The organism is Trinickia sp. Z7 (genome assembly GCF_056498045.1).
Map to the genome: position 1 here is coordinate 24,433 of NZ_JAUEQW010000005.1, position 16,212 is coordinate 40,644.

14 protein-coding genes are annotated in these 16,212 nt (G+C 64.2%); 3 read left to right on the forward strand and 11 right to left on the reverse strand.

Annotated elements, in window-relative coordinates:
• Window positions 1-15 precede the first annotated feature (15 nt).
• Window positions 16-2,448, reverse strand: a complete 2,433-nt coding sequence (gene nirB, locus QQS38_RS10980) for a nitrite reductase large subunit NirB (protein ID WP_479645406.1) — start codon at window positions 2,446-2,448, stop codon at window positions 16-18.
• A 540-nt stretch (window positions 2,449-2,988) separates the two neighbouring features.
• Here nirB and QQS38_RS10985 point away from each other — a divergent pair.
• On the forward strand, window positions 2,989-3,642 hold the full coding sequence (locus tag QQS38_RS10985) for a peroxiredoxin (RefSeq protein WP_479645407.1): 654 nt from the start codon (window positions 2,989-2,991) through the stop codon (window positions 3,640-3,642).
• A 58-nt stretch (window positions 3,643-3,700) separates the two neighbouring features.
• Here the strand turns inward: QQS38_RS10985 and chrA are convergent, their stop codons facing one another.
• Complete coding sequence (gene chrA, locus QQS38_RS10990) at window positions 3,701-4,915, reverse strand: chromate efflux transporter (RefSeq protein ID WP_479645408.1); 1,215 nt, start codon at window positions 4,913-4,915, stop codon at window positions 3,701-3,703.
• A gap of 52 nt (window positions 4,916-4,967) precedes the next feature.
• Window positions 4,968-5,294 (reverse strand): hypothetical protein, encoded by a 327-nt coding sequence (locus tag QQS38_RS10995; protein ID WP_479645409.1) that lies wholly within the window; start codon window positions 5,292-5,294, stop codon window positions 4,968-4,970.
• A gap of 217 nt (window positions 5,295-5,511) precedes the next feature.
• Here QQS38_RS10995 and QQS38_RS11000 point away from each other — a divergent pair, with 217 nt between their 5' ends.
• Entirely contained in the window at window positions 5,512-5,958 is a 447-nt protein-coding gene (locus QQS38_RS11000) for a VOC family protein (protein ID WP_479645410.1), read from the forward strand.
• 222 nt (window positions 5,959-6,180) lie between these two features.
• Window positions 6,181-6,834 carry a glutathione S-transferase family protein gene (locus tag QQS38_RS11005; protein WP_479645411.1) on the forward strand — a complete coding sequence of 218 codons (654 nt, stop codon included), beginning with the start codon at window positions 6,181-6,183 and terminating at the stop codon, window positions 6,832-6,834.
• Here QQS38_RS11005 and QQS38_RS11010 read toward each other — a convergent pair.
• The 8 genes from QQS38_RS11010 to QQS38_RS11045 all read right to left on the reverse strand — a co-directional run bounded on the left by QQS38_RS11010 (window position 6,831) and on the right by QQS38_RS11045 (window position 16,107).
• A complete protein-coding gene (locus QQS38_RS11010; RefSeq protein ID WP_479645412.1) occupies window positions 6,831-9,926 on the reverse strand; it encodes an efflux RND transporter permease subunit in 3,096 nt (1,031 codons plus the stop codon). The two genes, QQS38_RS11005 and QQS38_RS11010, sit on opposite strands and share 4 nt — an antisense overlap.
• 57 nt (window positions 9,927-9,983) lie before the next feature.
• Entirely contained in the window at window positions 9,984-11,054 is a 1,071-nt protein-coding gene (locus QQS38_RS11015) for an efflux RND transporter periplasmic adaptor subunit (protein WP_479645413.1), read from the reverse strand.
• The gene (locus QQS38_RS11020) at window positions 11,051-12,445 is read right to left on the reverse strand and encodes a TolC family protein (protein WP_479645414.1); all 1,395 of its coding nucleotides are present in this window, start codon (window positions 12,443-12,445) and stop codon (window positions 11,051-11,053) included. The genes QQS38_RS11015 and QQS38_RS11020 overlap by 4 nt, the downstream gene beginning before the upstream one ends.
• 80 nt (window positions 12,446-12,525) lie before the next feature.
• Window positions 12,526-13,791 (reverse strand): sensor histidine kinase, encoded by a 1,266-nt coding sequence (locus tag QQS38_RS11025; protein WP_479645415.1) that lies wholly within the window; start codon window positions 13,789-13,791, stop codon window positions 12,526-12,528.
• A gap of 31 nt (window positions 13,792-13,822) precedes the next feature.
• Entirely contained in the window at window positions 13,823-14,512 is a 690-nt protein-coding gene (locus QQS38_RS11030; RefSeq protein ID WP_479645416.1) for a response regulator transcription factor, read from the reverse strand.
• Window positions 14,513-14,572: 60 nt separating this feature from the next.
• The gene (locus QQS38_RS11035) at window positions 14,573-14,905 is read right to left on the reverse strand and encodes a DUF4148 domain-containing protein (protein WP_479645417.1); all 333 of its coding nucleotides are present in this window, start codon (window positions 14,903-14,905) and stop codon (window positions 14,573-14,575) included.
• 99 nt (window positions 14,906-15,004) lie between these two features.
• On the reverse strand, window positions 15,005-15,712 hold the full coding sequence (locus QQS38_RS11040) for a glycine zipper 2TM domain-containing protein (protein WP_479645418.1): 708 nt from the start codon (window positions 15,710-15,712) through the stop codon (window positions 15,005-15,007).
• A 236-nt stretch (window positions 15,713-15,948) separates the two neighbouring features.
• Window positions 15,949-16,107, reverse strand: a complete 159-nt coding sequence (locus tag QQS38_RS11045) for a hypothetical protein (protein ID WP_479645419.1) — start codon at window positions 16,105-16,107, stop codon at window positions 15,949-15,951.
• Window positions 16,108-16,212: the final 105 nt, after the last annotated feature.

Consider the following 16,212-nt stretch of genomic DNA (forward strand, 5'->3'; position numbering starts at 1 on the left):
CATGTATCGATGACCTCAAGCGATGACTTTGATCGGAATGTATTCGCGCTGGTGTTGCCCTTCGATGCGCGCTTGCCACGGATCGGGCAGCCCTTCGAGCGAGTAGAGCAGGCGCTCGTAGAGCGCGCGGCGACTGGCGTCGTCGTCGACGATCTTGCGCTTGATGTAATCGAGGCCGACGCGCGCGATGTAATGCACGGTGCGATCGAGGTAATGCGCTTCCTCGCGATAGAGCTGCAGGAACGCCGCCGTATATTCCTTCACTTCCTCGGCCGTTTTGACCTTCGCGAGAAACTGCGCGACTTCGGTCTTGATGCCGCCGTTGCCCCCGACGTAGAGTTCCCAGCCGCTGTCGACCGCGATCACGCCGACGTCTTTGATGCCGGCTTCCGCGCAATTGCGCGGGCAGCCCGACACCGCGAGCTTGACCTTGTGCGGCGACCACATGTTCGCGAGCATCGTCTCGAGATCGATCCCCATCTGCGTGCTGTTTTGCGTGCCGAAGCGGCAAAACTCGCTGCCCACACAGGTTTTGACCGTGCGAATCGACTTGCCGTACGCGTGGCCCGATTTCATGCCGAGGTCTTGCCACACGTTCACGAGGTCTTCCTTCTTGACGCCGAGCAAGTCGATGCGCTGCCCGCCGGTGACCTTGACCATCGGGATGTGGTACTTGTCCGCGACATCGGCGATGCGGCGCAATTCGTCCGGCGTCGTGACGCCGCCTTTCATTTGCGGCACGACCGAAAACGTGTTGTCCTTCTGGATGTTGGCATGCACGCGTTCGTTGACGAAGCGGCTTTGCGGATCGTCGAGCGCTTCGTGCGGCCAGGTGGAGACGAGGTAATAGTTGATCGCCGGGCGGCACGTGGCGCAGCCGTTCGGCGTGCGCCATTCGAGGAAGTCGAACACGGCGCGATGCGTGAGCAGCTTGTGCTCGCGAACGGCTTTGCGCACTTCGTCGTGGGTTCGATCGGTGCAGCCGCAGATGGCCTTCGTTTTCGGCGTTTCTTGAAAGCTCGTACCCACCGTGCTCATCAGAATCTGTTCGACGAGGCCCGAGCACGAACCGCACGAGCTCGCGGCCTTCGTGTGCTTCTTCACTTCGTCGAGCGTGAATAGGCCCTTTTCGGTGATGGCCTTGACGATGGTGCCTTTGCATACGCCGTTGCAGCCGCAGACTTCATCCGAATCGGCCAACGAGGCGGCGCGGTTGTGGCCCTGCACGCCGGCGTCGCCGATGCTCGATTCGCCGAACATGAGGCGATCGCGCAGTTCGCCCAGCTTGCGTCCCTCGCGCAGCAATTTGAAGTACCAAGCGCCGTCGGCCGTATCGCCGTATAGGCAGGCGCCGACCAAGCGATCGTCCTCGATCACGAGCTTCTTGTATACGCCGCCCGCCGGATCCGACAGCACGATTTGTTCGGTGGTCTCGCTGCCGATGAAGTCGCCGGCGGAGAACAAGTCGATGCCGGTCACTTTCAGCTTCGTCGAGAGCACCGAGCCCTTATACGTGCCGATGCCCATCAACGCGAGGTGGTTCGCGCAAACTTTGGCCTGTTCGAACAGCGGGGCGACCAGACCGTATGCGACGCCGCGATGGCTCACGCACTCTCCCACGGCATAAATGCGCGGGTCGTAGGTTTGCAGCGTGTCATTGACGACGATGCCGCGGTCGCAGTGCAGCCCGGCCGCTTCGGCCAGCGCCGTGTTCGGGCGGATGCCTGCCGCCATGACTACGAGATCGGCTTCGATTTCCTCGCCGTCCTTGAAGCGCACGCCCGCCACTTCGCCGGCGTCGTTGCCGATGATTTCGCTCGTGGCCTTCGACAGAAGGAATTGCAGGCCCCGCGCCTCGAGCGAGCGCTGCAGCAGACGGCCCGCGTTCGCGTCGAGCTGACGCTCGAGCAGCGTCGAAGCCAAATGCACGACGGTCACGTCCATGCCGCGCAGCTTCAGGCCGTTGGCCGCTTCGAGACCGAGCAGGCCGCCACCGATCACGACGGCGCGCCGTTTCACCGTTGCCGCATCGATCATGGCCTGCGTATCGCCGATGTCGCGATACGTGATCACGCCCTTGAGCTTGGCGCCGGGCACCGGCAGGATGAACGGCTGAGAGCCCGTTGCAATCAGCAAACGGTCGTAGGGCGCCTCGACGCCATCCTCGGCCACGACGACGCGGCGCTTGCGATCGATGCGCGAGATCGCCTTGCCGGTATGCAGCCGGACGCCGTTTTGCTCATACCAATCGAGCGGGTTGAGGATGATGTCCTTGAACGTCTGTTCGCCGGCGAGCACGGGCGAGAGCAGAATCCGGTTGTAGTTCGGATGCGGCTCCGCGCCGAAGACGGTGATCTCGTAGTGATTCGGCGCGAGCGCGAGCAGCTCTTCGATCGTACGGATGCCGGCCATGCCGTTGCCGATTACGACGAGTCGGGGCGCGTTCATCGTTGCTTACTCCTTGAACCGTTGAGGTCGCAGCGTCATTGCTCGACGGAAAGAAAAAACCAATCAAAAGGCATGCATCAACGAAAACGGCGTCCGCTCGTGTCGAGGCACGAGGGGACGCCGTTGTCCTTGAAGCGTGCGCGGGGTGAATCGGCGTTTGGGCGAACCGCCTTCGACCATCACCACACAATCGCGTTGCGTTGCATGCATCCCGACGCCATTGCCGGGTACGGGCGAGATCTATGCAAGGGCTATGCCAAGCGCGTGAAAGGCTTATCGGGTGGGGCGGGGCGGCAAGCTGCGCCCCGCGCGAAGGCATGCGGTGCGGCGCTTGCCGCACCGCAGCAGTGCAGCGCCGGCCGATGTCGCACTCGTTCGGCGCGATGCCGTCCGCTTCGGTGCGCGCTTGCACTGATGGACTCGCTCCACGCGGTCTATAATTCGGAGCCTCATCGTTCCCATGCTGCGCGGCCGTCGTATATCGATAGCACGGCGCGTGGATTACCGGCTTGCCAACGTACCTAACCCAGGAGGTTCGATATGACCATCCGTATTGGCGACGTCGCCCCCGATTTCACCGCCGAAACCACCGAAGGCACGATCAAGTTTCATGAGTGGATCGGCGACAACTGGGCCATTCTGTTTTCGCACCCGAAGGATTTCACGCCGGTTTGCACGACCGAACTCGGCTATATGGCGCGCTTGAAGCCGGAGTTCGACAAGCGCAAAACGAAGATCATCGGGCTCAGCATCGATCCCGTCAGCGACCATAAGAATTGGGTTGGCGATATCGCGGAGACGCAGGGGCATGCGGTCAACTATCCGATGATCGGCGACGCCGATCTGACGGTGGCCAAGCTCTACGACATGATTCATCCGAACGCCAGCGGCGGCGCGCGCTCGGCGAACGACAACGCCACGATTCGTTCGGTGTTCATCATCGGCCCGGATAAGAAGGTGAAGGCGATGCTCGTCTACCCGATGAGCGCGGGCCGCAATTTCGACGAAGTGCTGCGCTTGCTCGACGCGCTGCAGATGAACGCGCAGCACGCGGTGGCCACGCCCGTCAATTGGCGTCCGGGCGATGACGTCATCATCCCGACGTCCGTCTCCGACGAGGAAGCGAAGAAGAAGTATCCGCAAGGGTTCAAGACCCTCAAGCCGTACCTGCGCACGGTCGCGCAGCCCAAGTAACGGCGGGCGCGTTCGCGCTGCCGGTGCAGCCGAACGCGAGCAAGGGTGGGCTTGAGCGCTACCCCAAGACGGCGGCCGCGATCCCCGCGGCCGCGCACAGCGCAACCACGGCCAGCGGCGGCGTTTTCCATCTGACGAGTAGCAGGCACGCAATCGCCGCAATGGCGAAGTCGAGCGGCCGATGCACGGCGCTCGTCCAGACCGGCGAGTAGAGCGCCGAGGCGAGCAGTCCTACGACAGCGGCGTTGATTCCGGCGAAAGCGGCGGCCGTCGAGGCACGAGCGCGCCACGCTTGCCAGTGGGGCAGGGCCGCGACGACGAGCAGCAGCCCCGGTAAGAAGATCGCAACGGTAGCGAGCGCCGCGCCGGCGATCTTAGCGCCCGGGCCCGACATCATCCAGCCCAGATAAGCGGCGAAGCTGAACAGCGGCCCCGGCACCGCCTGCGCGGCGCCGTACCCCGCAAGCAACGCGTTCGAACTGACTGCGTGCTGGATCGCGCTCTGCTGCTGCAGCAGCGGCAGCACGACGTGGCCGCCGCCGAACACGAGTGCGCCCGAGCGAAAGAAGGCATCGAAACCCTGCAATGCTTGGGTAGCCGAGCCACCCGTGCCAGGAATGAGCCGCACGGCTGCGGGAATGCCTACCAGCAACAAGAAGAACAAGGCGAAGGCGAGCGCGCCGGCGGTGTGAGAGACCCTTCCCGGCAGTAAAGCGCCGGCATCGTCGGCAGCCGGGGCGGCGCGAATCCCCAGCGTGCCGCCGCGCCGGTAGAACGCGAATCCGGCTGCGGCGCCCAATGCAATCACGGCCAGTTGCGCATAGGCCGAATGCATCACGGCGAGGAGCGCAATCGAAGCGAGCGCGATGGCCGTGCGGCGCAAGTCCGGGCACAGCCGCCGGCCCATGTCCCAAACCGCCTGAGCCACCACCGCGACCGCCGTCAGCTTGAGCCCATGGACGAGTCCTTGGCCGAGAGGTCCTCCAAGATCGGGCGCGAGCGTTGCGAACACGAGCAAAAGCAACACCGAGGGCAGGGTGAAGCCGCACCATGCGGCGAGGCCGCCCAGCCATCCGGCGCGCAACAGCCCCACGGAAAACCCTACCTGACTGCTTGCCGGCCCCGGAAGAAATTGACAAAGCGCGACCAGATCGCCGTAGGCGGCTTCGTCGAGCCAGCGCCGCCGTTCCACGAATTCGCGGCGAAAGTAGCCGAGGTGTGCGACCGGGCCACCGAACGAGGTCAATCCGAGTTTCAGGAAAACGGCGAGCACTTCGAGCGCGCCGTAGCCGCGCGCGGCCGCGGCGGCGCCGAGTGCAAGCGGTTTAATGGTTGAACCTCTTCATCGCTTCCGATTCCATCGCAGCCTGCCATTCTTCCGATGCTTCGATGGGGTTGGTCTCGTCGTCGATCGAAAACTGCGCGCGCTCGGCCGCGGTGCGCGCGTCGCCGAAATCGGGGTCCAGGTCGTCGTCGCCGAGCGTGTCGTCGTCCGGCGGCTCGAGCATGTCGCGCAGCATGGCGTCGAGCTCCGGGGTGTCCCACGGTTTGCCGTGCTGCTTGCACACTTTGATGTAATGCCTGATTTCGGCGTCTTGCTCGGGTGTGAGCGGAAGCCCGCGGAAGGTCCGCGCGGGATCGATGTCGGTCATGATGGCGCTCCGCGACGAGGGATATCTGAGTGTAGCCCCGTTGCCCCCTGCGCGCTAGACCGAACGGTTCGGCGATTCGCATTCGCAGCCCGCCGCGTGGGCGGCTGTTTCGCCGTCGCGGCTGTCCGAGCCGCAATGGGCTACGAAAAAACGTAAGCGCGTCGATGCACAACCCGGCCTACAATCTCTGGCGTTCCCCACCCACTTGGAGACGCCGATGCGCACGACGAACGTACGCCCTATACCGGAGGGATTTCATACCGTGACGCCGTACATTACGGCGTCCGACGCGCAAGCTGTCATCGATTTCCTGCAACGTGCGTTCGACGCTGTCGTCTTCGAGCGCATCGACGATGACAAGGGGCGCATTCGACACGCGCAGTTGAAGGTCGGGGATTCGATCCTCATGCTGAGCGACGGCAACGACGAGTGCCGTCCGGCGCCGGCCGCATTCCATCTGTACATGGACGATGTCGATGGGGCTTATGCACGGGCGCTGCGTTCCGGCGGGGAATCGGTGATGGAGCCGGCCGATCAGTTCTACGGCGATCGCAATGCGGGTGTGCGCGATGCGTGTGGCAACACGTGGTGGCTCGCAACGCACATCGAGGATGTCTCGAGCGAGGAAGTCGCGCGCCGCGCCCGAGCCATCGGGCGCACGTAGACGGTCCGTCGCGGCTTTCTTCATCGCGAGCAAGCGGAGGCTCGACACGCAGCGCCGCATTTCTTTGGCTGCGGGTGTCGATTTCCGGATTCGTCGCGCGTCGAGCATATGAGCTCGGCAGGGCTTCGATCGAAGCGAATCGAACGCAAAACGACAGGTCGTTCGTCGCCGAGCCGCCTGCACGCATCGGCGTGCGCCCGAATCCATGGAGCCAAGAACGCTATGAAGCTGTACGCCCACCCGTTTTCCGCCTACTGCCAGAAGGTCCTCACAGCGCTGTACGAGAACGGCGCGCCGTTCGAATTCGCCATGCTTTCCCCCGAGCACCCTCAGACGGGGGCCGAACTCGCAGCGCTTTGGCCGATGCGGCGCTTTCCCGTGCTCGTCGATGACGGACGCACCGTGCTCGAGTCGAGCGTCATCATCGAGTATCTCGATCTTTTCCATCGCGGCGCCGCGCCGATGATTCCCGATGACCGGCGCGCGGCGCTGGACGTGCGCATGTTGGACCGCTTCTTCGACAACTACGTCATGACGCCGACGCAGAAGATCGTCGGCGATCGGCTGCGTGCGCAGGCCGTGCGCGATCCGCATGGTGTCGAAGAGGCCAAACGGATGCTCGAGGTTGCATACCGATGGCTGGACGAACGAATGCGCGAACGCGAATGGGCGGCCGGCGATGCGTTCAGCCTGGCGGACTGCGCCGCGGCGCCATCGCTGTTTTATGCCGATTGGGCCCATCCGATCGACCGCTCGCTGCGGCACGCCTTTGCCTACCGGCAACGTTTGCTCGCACGCCCCTCGTTCGCTCGCGCGGTCGACGAAGCGCGCCCCTACCGCTCGCTGTTTCCGCTCGGGGCACCCGATCGCGATTAATCCGCCGGCTCGTCGCGCGCGAAACGCAAGCCCCGCAGCGCCAACGTGGGCAGCACGAGCAGATTCAGGGCGGTCGACGTGAGTAGGCCGCCCAGGATGACAGTCGCCATGGGGCCTTCGATCTCGTTGCCTGCGGCGCCGCTCGTCAGCGCGAGCGGCAGCAGCGCCAGCGCCGTGGCGAGCGCGGTCATGAGGATCGGCACGAGGCGTTCCGACGCTCCTCGCAGGACCGTGTCCGCATTCCATGGTAAGCCGTCGATGTGCACGAGATGTTCGTAGTGGCTAACGAGCATGATCGAGTTGCGCAGCGAAATGCCCAGCAGCGTGACGAAGCCGACCATGCTGCCGAGCGTCAGATTGCCACCGGTCGCGGCGACGGTGATCACGCCCCCGACGAGCGCGAACGGCAAATTGAGCATGACCACGGCGACGGCGCGTGCGCTGCGCAGCGCGAGCGAGAGCAACACGACGATACCGGCCAGCGAAACCGCACCGTAAGCCAGCAAGTCGTGCTGCGACTGGCTACGCGCCTCGCTTTCACCGCCGAAGACGGCGTAGACGCCCGCCGGCATGCGAACGTCATGACTCACGCACGCCTGTGCTTCGCTCACGAAATCGCTCACTGGCCGGTTGCCGAGCGTAACCGAGACGGTTTCCACCCGCTGGCCCCCGTCGTGTGTGATTTGATAGCGGCCCGAGACCTGGCGAATCGTCGCCAGCGTGCCGAGCGGCACGGCCAATCCGTCAGGGTTCCTAACGACTAGCGCGCTCACGTCGCTCAGCCTGCGGCGTGCGGAGGGCGCGAGCTGAACGGAGAGGTCGTAAGCGCGGCTGCCTTGATGAACTTGAGCGACCGTTACGCCCTCGTAAGCGGCCTGGATCGCGTCCAGCACCTCCCCGGGGCGCAAGCCTTGCCTGCTCAGCTGCTCCGGTCGGAGCCGAACCTCCAGCTCCGGGATACCCGGGGGCGATTCCACGTTGACGCCCGCGACGCCATGAATCGTGGCCAGCACCTGGGCGATCTGTTGCGCTTTGCGGTCGATGAGATCGAGATCGTTGCCGTAGACGTTCACGACCACGGGGGCGGTGACACCCGAAATCGTCTCGTCGATCCGCTCCACGAGAAATGTATTGATCGAAGTCGTCAGGCCGGGAAATCGTGCAAGAGCACGACGCATGGCGGCAATCGTGGCATCTTGGCGCGACGGGCTCATCGGGTCGAACTCGACTTCGAACTCGGAGAGTTGCACGCCTGTCGGATCGACGACTTCGTTGGCGCGGCCGGCGCGCTGTGCGACGAGCCGCACGCCGGGAACATGCATGAGCGCATTCGATACCTTCGTGCCGATCCGGATCGCTGCCGGCAGCGAAGTGCCCGGCGCGAGGCCCATATGCACGATGTAGTGCCCTTCGCGCAACTGCGGAATGAAATTGCCGTTCATGAAGGGAAGCGCGCCGAGCGCGGCGACGCATAACAGTGCGACGAGGACGATCGTCGCTCTGGTGCGTCGTTCGACTGCAGCGAGCATGCGCGCGTAACGCGCCTTGAGCGCAACGATCGAGCGCGGCTCGCGCGAAGGCAATGCGCCGCGCGATAGCAACGCCAGCGACATCGCCGGTGTGACGGTCAACGCGACCGCCAACGATGCCAGCACGGCGAGGATATAGGCGACACCGAGCGGCGCGAACAACTTGCCGGCCACGCCCGATAACGTCAGCACCGGCAGAAAGATCAACATGACGACGAAGGTGGCGAACACGACGGCGCTGCGCACTTCCAACGATGCTTTGAGCACGACGCGAAGCGCAGGCAGCGGCGTTGCGCGAAGTCGATTCTCCCGCAACCTTCGATAGATGTTCTCCACGTCGATGATCGCATCGTCCACCACTTCGCCGAGCGCAATCGCCAAGCCTGCCAGCGTCATCGTGTTCAGGCTGGCGCCGAAGGAGGTCAGTACGACGATCGCGGTCAGTAGCGACAACGGAATCGCGGCCGCCGAGATCGCCGCCGTGCGCAGATCGAGCAGAAACAGAAACAACACGAGGACGACCAACAATGCACCGGCCAGCAGCGCGGTGCGCAGGTGCTCGATCGCTGTCGTGATGAAATTGGCCGGCCGAAACACGTCGCGGTGCAGCTCGACGCCTTGCCGGGCCAAGACCGGGGCCAGCGCGGCCAGCCGCTGCTCTATGCTGCGCGTCACGGCCATAGTGTTGGTGCCGTATTGATTCTCCATGACGATCATGACGCCGGGCTGGCCCATGATCGTCGCAGCGCCGACTTCGGTGGCCTCGCCCCATGTGATCTCGGCGACGTCGGCCAGATGCACGGCCGCGCCATTGCTCCAGCGCAGCACGAGAGCGCCGAGCGTCTTCGGATCGGCGATTTGTCCATCGACATGCACGGCGATGCGTTGATTTTCGTTTTCGATGAAGCCTGCCCCGCGCGTGCCCGTCGCTTGGCGGGCGGCTGCGATCACGTCTTGCAGCGAGAGGCCGTAGCGCAACAGTTGTTGCGGGCCCACTTGCACCTGCAATTGCCGCGCCGCCGCGCCGAATACGATGGCGTCGGCCACGCCGGGTGCACTGAGCAGTTGCGGTCGAACCGTCCACTGCGCGATATCGTAGAGTGCGGTCGGCGAAAGCGTCTTCGAGGTGAGGCCGATCGTGCGCACCACGCTCGTCGTCGTCGTGAGCGGCAGCAGCGTCGGCGGCATCACGCCCGCAGGCATAGCCGCGGTCAGCATATTGAGCCTTTCCGAGACCAACTGCCGTGCTTGCAATACATTGGCGCGATCGTCGAAGACGAGCGTGATCGAGGCCAACCCTTGCATCGACCGTGACCGGATCGACTTGAGTCCGGCCATGCCGGCGAGCGCGTTCTCGATCGGCTGCGTCACCAGCGTTTCCACTTGCTCGCTCGTCAAGCCGGGTGCTTCGGCTTGGACGATGCTCATCGGCGGCGCGAATTCGGGAAAGACGTCGAGGTTCGCACGCGTCGTCGAATAGATGCCATAGCCGGCTGCGGTGAGCGCCAACGCGTAGATGACGCCGCGAAAGCGCAACGAGAAACGGATGATGGCTTGGAGCATGGGCGGCCGGGGCGCAAGTGGAAGGGCGACGCGCCGCGCTGCGGCCGTCGGCTGCGATCAGTCGTCGCACTCGGGCGGATCTTTGCAGGCAGTCGCAACGCCTTGTGGCTTCAGCTCTTCGGAGAGCAGCAATTGCGCGCCGCGTGTCACGATCGAATCGCCCGCGCGAAAGCCTGCAGTCACGGCAACTCCCGCATCGTCCTCGCTGGCCGATTGCACGAGCCGGCGGGCGAATCGGTCAGGGGCGGTGCGCACGTAGGCCCAGGTCTGCCCGCCATACCAGACGATCGCATCGGTGGGGATCAACCACGCAGGGGCGCTCGTCTGCGGCGCTGCCGCAACCGCCAGCGTATGCATCCCGGCCGGCAGTGCGCGCGGTGCGGCATACAACCATGGCGTCCCTTGGACGGAGGGGTCGACGATGGGCGAAGGCGACAGCTTGTTCGCCGCGATCGATTCGCCATCGGGCGTGCGCAAGGTCAGGCGCTCTGGTGCGCCGCTTCCGAGCGTCGAGGGCAAGGTGATGCGCAGGAGCGACGTGCGCCCGGATTGCAGACGCGTGAGCCATTCCGAGCCGGGCGCAGCGACTGCGTGCGCGAGCACGTCGCCGAATTGCGCGCGTGCCGTCGCGCTCAATCCAGCAAGCGCCGCTCGCGCCGATTGCAGCTTGTCTCGGTCCGCTTGCATGAGCGCATGCGCATCCTGTAGCGCTTTTAGCGAGACGTTGTGATCGTCGTCGAAGAGTTGGCGGCTGCGCTGATATTGAGCCTCCGAGTTTCGCGCCTGCTCGGCGAAGGTAGTGACATCGGCTCGTGCGGCGGCGAGCTTCGTGCTCAGATCGAATAGCGGCTGCGGATCGACCACGATCGCATACGCCTCGTATTGCGCCCGCACGCGGGTGGCGGTGACCGGTGCGACCTCGATGCCGCTCGCTCGTTGAGCGTCGAGCCCGACTGTAAGGACCCTTTCAGCGCCGATGGTTTGCGCCGCCGGCGTGGATGCGGGCCGGGGCGCGGACGCATCGGGCGTCGCCGTGCCCGGGTTCGCGACGGTTTGAAAGACGTACCAGGCCGCCGCCGTGGCGATGGCCAGCGAGGCTGCTAGCGCCAATGACAGTCGTAGGTTCATCGTGGCTCCTCCTGCCGATGCGCTTGCAAGTCATCCAACCCTTCACGATCGAGCGGGCGCTGCATGGCATCCTCGAGCGCCGCTGCCGCCTGCCAAGCCGCGACGAGCGCAGACAATCGGAGACCGCCGTTGCCGTCGAAATCGACCTTCGCTTTCGTGTAGGCAAGCCGATCGATCTCGCCGGCGGCAAATCGAGCGGCCTCGCCGGCGAGTTGCTCTTGCGCGCGCTTCAGTTGTTTGTCTGCGAAATCGAGCGCGCGAAGCGTCAGCCGATAGCGCGATAGCGCTTGATCGAGATCGCCGATGATTGTGTCTTGCAGCGCGGCGGTGCGCGCGGCAGCTTCTTTACGCCTGTCCTCGGCTTCGCGAATGCCGCCTTGGTTTTGATCGAAGATCGGCAACGTGATGCCGGCCAAGCCGAACGCGATGCGCCGTGTGCCCGTGTCGTATGTGTAGCCGGGCCCCAAATGCACATCCGGGTATTGTTTGGCGACTTCCAATTGCAACGCCGATTCGGAAGCCGCATAGTCGGCCAGCGAAGCGAGCAAATCCGAGCGATGAAAAATCGCGTCGCGCTGCGCCTGGGCAGGGGGTGGCGCGGGCGGGGGCGCCATGAACGAAGTCGTGTCGATACGGATACCGTCGATGGCCGCAAGCGGCACGCCGATCGCGGCGGCCAGTTGCGCGCGAGCATCGGCCAGCGCGGCGCCGGCCGCAGCGTAGTCGTGCTGCGCCTGGTCCAGCGCCAACATTGCAGCGCCGAGTTCGGCTGCGGAGTTCTCGCCAACCGTCTGTCGTTTCTCCATCATGGAGACAACGTCCCGTTCATCGGCGACATGGCGTGCCGACAACGCGCAATGTCCTTGGGCACTGTAAAGCGCGATCAATGCGTCGCGCACTTGGCCGCTCACCTTCCATGACTCGGTTTGGATGGCCAATTGCGCCGCATCGGCGAGGTGCTTCGCCTGGCCGATCCGATAGCCTCGTTTCCCTGCGGTTTCGATCGGGATATCGAATGCAAGCCCCATAGTGAAAGGCGCGCCGGGTCCCGGGTTCGGCGTTGCGTATTCCGCGGGCAACTGAAGCGTCGGATTCGGCAAAGCCCCTGCGACGTCGACACCCGCGCGTGCCGTGTCGGCCTGCGCACGAACGATTTCGAGCGCAGGGTTGTCGTACCAGGCCGCCAATGTCAGCAACCGGCGATTCCATTGCTCTGGCGGCCAGGGCGCAATGTCGCGGCCCAGCGCACGCGTGACATAGTCATGCAGGCCGGCATCGGCAAACGAACGGAGCTCGAACCGGCGCGCAAGATCGTCGGGGGCGAGCGGCTGCGCATGGTAGGCGGCGCAGCCGGTCAGCAGGCAAAGGGCGAAGGGCAGCAGGCGGCGCATTTCGGCATTCGTCGATCGATGAGGCGCTCGAGGCGAGGCCTTCGACTGTCGATGCTACGCGCCCGCCTGTGAAGTTTTCGTCAAGAAAGGCTCGGTGCGGGGCTGGTCTGATCGGGGCCTGGGTGGGGCAGCAAGAGCGATACGCGCGTGCCGCGCGACGGCTCGCTCTCGAGCTGTATCTGCCAACCGTAACGCTCTGCGATTTTCTTGACGATCGACAGGCCGATGCCAACACCTTGTTCCGTATGCCGAACCGGATGCGCTTGGTAGAACCGATCGAATACGTGCGGTGCTGCGCAGGGCGCGATACCCGAACCGGTATCTTCAATCCGCAACCATGGATGAGCGTAGGTGAAGCTCAGGTGACCGCCCGCCATGTGGCGCTCGGCGTTGTCGATCAGATTCGATAAAACGATCGCCAGTGCGGAAGGGTTCGCCGCTACGCAAACATTCCGCTCGATTTCAACGCGCGTATCGATGCGTTTTGCGGCGAGGCGATCGGCGAACGGCGTCAACGCCTCGCCGATCGCGGTGGCCAAGGGAACGCTGACGGTGTCCCGCACGCTATGTTCTCTGGCGAGCGTGAGCAGCGCGTTGACCAACTGGCGCATGTTCTCCGTTGCGCGCTCGATTTGAGCAACCCGTGCACGCGCTTTCTCGCCGAGCGAGGCGTCTTGTTCCAATAACTCGCAACTGGTTTTGATCGCCGTGAGCGGGGTGCGCAGCTCGTGGCTCACGTTGCCCGTGAATTCCTTTTCCCGCTCGATCATCGCAGCCATGCGGTGGTGATAATCATTGAAGGCATCAACGAGCGCGATCAGTTCGGTTTCATCGTACTTCCCCGGTTGGATCGGGGCGGAAGGTGTCGATCCGAGCGTTTTCACTTGCTTGGCCAAGCCGGCGACCTGTCGCACGAGCAATCCGGACAGACCGAATGCGAGCCAGATGGTGAGAAGGGCGAACACACCGGTGACTGCCATCAGCGCGTCGATAACTCGCTTGAAACGCTGCTCGTAGGCATTGAAGTTATAAACGCGATAAAGACGCGCATCGCCGAACGGTACCGCAGCAACATGAATCTCGCGGCCGCTCAAGATGATTTCATGGACGCCGTCGGGCAACGCGGCGACCGAGGCGGGCAGCGAGACCGGCGAACGATCGGCGCTGGATACATAGGCCCTCAGGCGCGAATCGAAAGGGGGGAGAAGCGCGGAGTCGGAGCGATAGGCTTTCGTGACGCTGGCCATGTCGTCTTCGACGAGCGCCGTGATGAGCCTTTCTTCCTGCGCCTCGGCCAGTGTGCGCACGCCCAGCGCTTGCGCCACGAGCAGCGCGATGGTGAGCATCGAAAAAACGACGGCGACCTTGAAGCGAAGGCTACGATGCGCGCGCATGGGGAGCGACGAGCCGATAGCCGATACCGTGGACCGTTTCGATCAGGTCCTCTTCGCCGTGCGCCGTCAAAGCGCGGCGCAATGTGTAGACGTGGGAGCGGAGCGTATCGCTGTCAGGCAGTGTATTGCCCCATATCTGCGTTTCCAGTTCCTCTCGGCCGAGAACGCGGCCTGGCGATTGCATCAGGATGCGCAACAAGTGAAGACATTTGGGCGGTAGGCGCAGCGCGCGGCCCGATCTCAGCACTGCGAGGGTCGAGACGTCGAGCCGCACGTCCTCGAAGCGCAGTTGGCTTGCCACGACGCGCCCGCGATAACGCTTGATCAGCGCCTCCAGCCGTGCCCCCACTTCTTTGAGCGAGAAGGGTTTGACTAGATAGTCGTCGGCGCCGTGATGGAATCCGGCCAGCTTATCGTCGAGCGTGTCGCGAGCGGTCAGCATCAACACGGGGGTGTCGCGATGGGCTTGCTCGCGCAACTCGCGGCAAAGCGAGAGTCCATCCATGCCCGGCAGCGAAAGATCCAGCAAGATGGCGTCCCAGGTTTGCGCCACGGCAAAGCTCAGCCCCGCCAGCCCGTTCGTCGCCAGATCGACCTCGTAGCCCTGGCTCGTCAGGTAGTCGTATAGGTTGGCCGCAATCGCGGAATCGTCTTCGACGATGAGCACTTTCATGAGCAGTCGTTGCGGCGGCGCGGCGCCGCAACGTGGGCAAACCCGCTACCCGTGATTGGGTTAGTGATGACCATACATAGCGTGCCAGCCGACGCTCGTCGTCATGCGCGAGCCTGACAGCGTGGCGCCCGCTTGTGCCCCGCCGACGCCGCTAGTCGATGCCGTGCTCATGCCGGGTTGCACGCCGGGCTGCATGCCGGCGCGTGCTTGCGCTGCCTGGATATCGGCAGGATAGTGGATTTTGTTCGGGACGTAACCATTTTGCCGCAACTGCGTCAGTTGGTTCAGCACCTGAGCGTGCGTGAGCGGCTGATCGCTGGGTTGCGCTTGCGCGAACGCCGCGGCGGATGTGAGCGCAAGGGCGAGCGTGGCGGTTCGGAATAAGGTCTTCATGATCGGTACCTCCTGTTTCGCGTCAGCTGCGAGCGGCGATCGCCCGCAGCCTGCCATACCAGTATGTCCGATCAAGCTTAAGGCTCGGTTAAGCGCCTCTTAGGCGGCCGCCAGGGAATCGCCTACCACGCGCACATGCTCGCCCGGCTGGAACTGCGGCTGCGTCGTGTAGTTGAAGTTCCGGTAGCTGCCGTCTTGCATGCGCACCTGCACCTGGTACGACGTTGCTTTGTGCACCTCGTGCTCGATGCCGTTGCCCGCGAGGCCGCCGCCCACCGCGCCAGCGATGGTGGCGAGCGTGCGGCCGCGGCCGTTGCCGATTTGGTTGCCGAGCAATCCGCCCGCAATCGCGCCGCCGACTGCGCCGATGCCCGTCGTCGGCGCCGGGGCTTGCACTGCGTTGATCGCAACGACTTCGCCTGCGTTCGGGTCGTAGGCCGTGGTGCGCGCATTTCCCTCGTAAGCGCCGGCATTTTGCTCGACCCCGCCGTTGCCGCCATAAGCGGGCGAGGGCGCGACCTTCACCACATGGTGACGACGGCGGGCTTCGGCGGCCGCGGCGCTGCTCGTCTCGCGGGGCTCGCGATACACGGGGGCGACCGTCACGGGGGCGCTGGCGACTTGGGCGCTCTGCATCGCCAAAGATGCGTTCTGCTCGGACGGTGCGGAGACGGCATGCGATGTCGGCAGCCATCCGGCAATCGCCGCGATGCCCGTCGCGCTGACGAGGATGACCGCAACGGCCGCGCCGGCGATCAAAGGATGAATGCGGTTGCGGGTTTGATTCGAAGGAAGGTTTGCGTTCATGACAGACTCCGGACAAGGATGTCTGCAGAAACGCCGGATTGCGTGTATCGGTGGACCACGCATTGGTGACATCTGTAAGCAGTTGTAGCGCCGCGTGCGGCGGCGGCGCCAATTGCCTAGCAAGCGAACGCGCCGGCTGGGGAAGCCGGTGCGAAGGTCCATGCACACCCGCCTCGAACGGGGCGGGCTGCCAGCGCCGCGGCGTGCGCGGCGACCGGCGATGGGCGTGACCCGTATTAATCGACGAGACGAATGCCGAACACGGTCGCCTGCGAGCGACGGACGCGCTCGGCTTCGCGGTGACGGGCCTCGAACGAGTAGTCCGAATCGAGCGGCAGGTGCGGTGAAGCGAAGAGATCGTTGATCTTTTGAACGAGGGCGAAAACGAAGCTCATGGCGACTCCCGGGTTGAATGCGTATCAGGGTTTATCCTTAGAACGAATTTTAGGGTTTTCCCTTACGCAAGTCTAGTGCGGCGCACAAAAATACCGCGAGAACGC

What these genes read in the sequence shown, in the direction of transcription:
- nirB (WP_479645406.1), bottom strand. Translation starts at nt 2,448, where the DNA reads ATGAACGCGCCCCGACTCGTCGTAATCGGCAACGGCATGGCCGGCATC.
- QQS38_RS10985 (WP_479645407.1), top strand. Translation starts at nt 2,989, where the DNA reads ATGACCATCCGTATTGGCGACGTCGCCCCCGATTTCACCGCCGAAACC.
- QQS38_RS10995 (WP_479645409.1), bottom strand. Translation starts at nt 5,294, where the DNA reads ATGACCGACATCGATCCCGCGCGGACCTTCCGCGGGCTTCCGCTCACA.
- QQS38_RS11000 (WP_479645410.1), top strand. Translation starts at nt 5,512, where the DNA reads ATGCGCACGACGAACGTACGCCCTATACCGGAGGGATTTCATACCGTG.
- QQS38_RS11005 (WP_479645411.1), top strand. Translation starts at nt 6,181, where the DNA reads ATGAAGCTGTACGCCCACCCGTTTTCCGCCTACTGCCAGAAGGTCCTC.
- QQS38_RS11010 (WP_479645412.1), bottom strand. Translation starts at nt 9,926, where the DNA reads ATGCTCCAAGCCATCATCCGTTTCTCGTTGCGCTTTCGCGGCGTCATC.
- QQS38_RS11015 (WP_479645413.1), bottom strand. Translation starts at nt 11,054, where the DNA reads ATGAACCTACGACTGTCATTGGCGCTAGCAGCCTCGCTGGCCATCGCC.
- QQS38_RS11020 (WP_479645414.1), bottom strand. Translation starts at nt 12,445, where the DNA reads ATGCGCCGCCTGCTGCCCTTCGCCCTTTGCCTGCTGACCGGCTGCGCC.
- QQS38_RS11025 (WP_479645415.1), bottom strand. Translation starts at nt 13,791, where the DNA reads ATGCTCACCATCGCGCTGCTCGTGGCGCAAGCGCTGGGCGTGCGCACA.
- QQS38_RS11030 (WP_479645416.1), bottom strand. Translation starts at nt 14,512, where the DNA reads ATGAAAGTGCTCATCGTCGAAGACGATTCCGCGATTGCGGCCAACCTA.
- QQS38_RS11035 (WP_479645417.1), bottom strand. Translation starts at nt 14,905, where the DNA reads ATGAAGACCTTATTCCGAACCGCCACGCTCGCCCTTGCGCTCACATCC.
- QQS38_RS11040 (WP_479645418.1), bottom strand. Translation starts at nt 15,712, where the DNA reads ATGAACGCAAACCTTCCTTCGAATCAAACCCGCAACCGCATTCATCCT.
- QQS38_RS11045 (WP_479645419.1), bottom strand. Translation starts at nt 16,107, where the DNA reads ATGAGCTTCGTTTTCGCCCTCGTTCAAAAGATCAACGATCTCTTCGCT.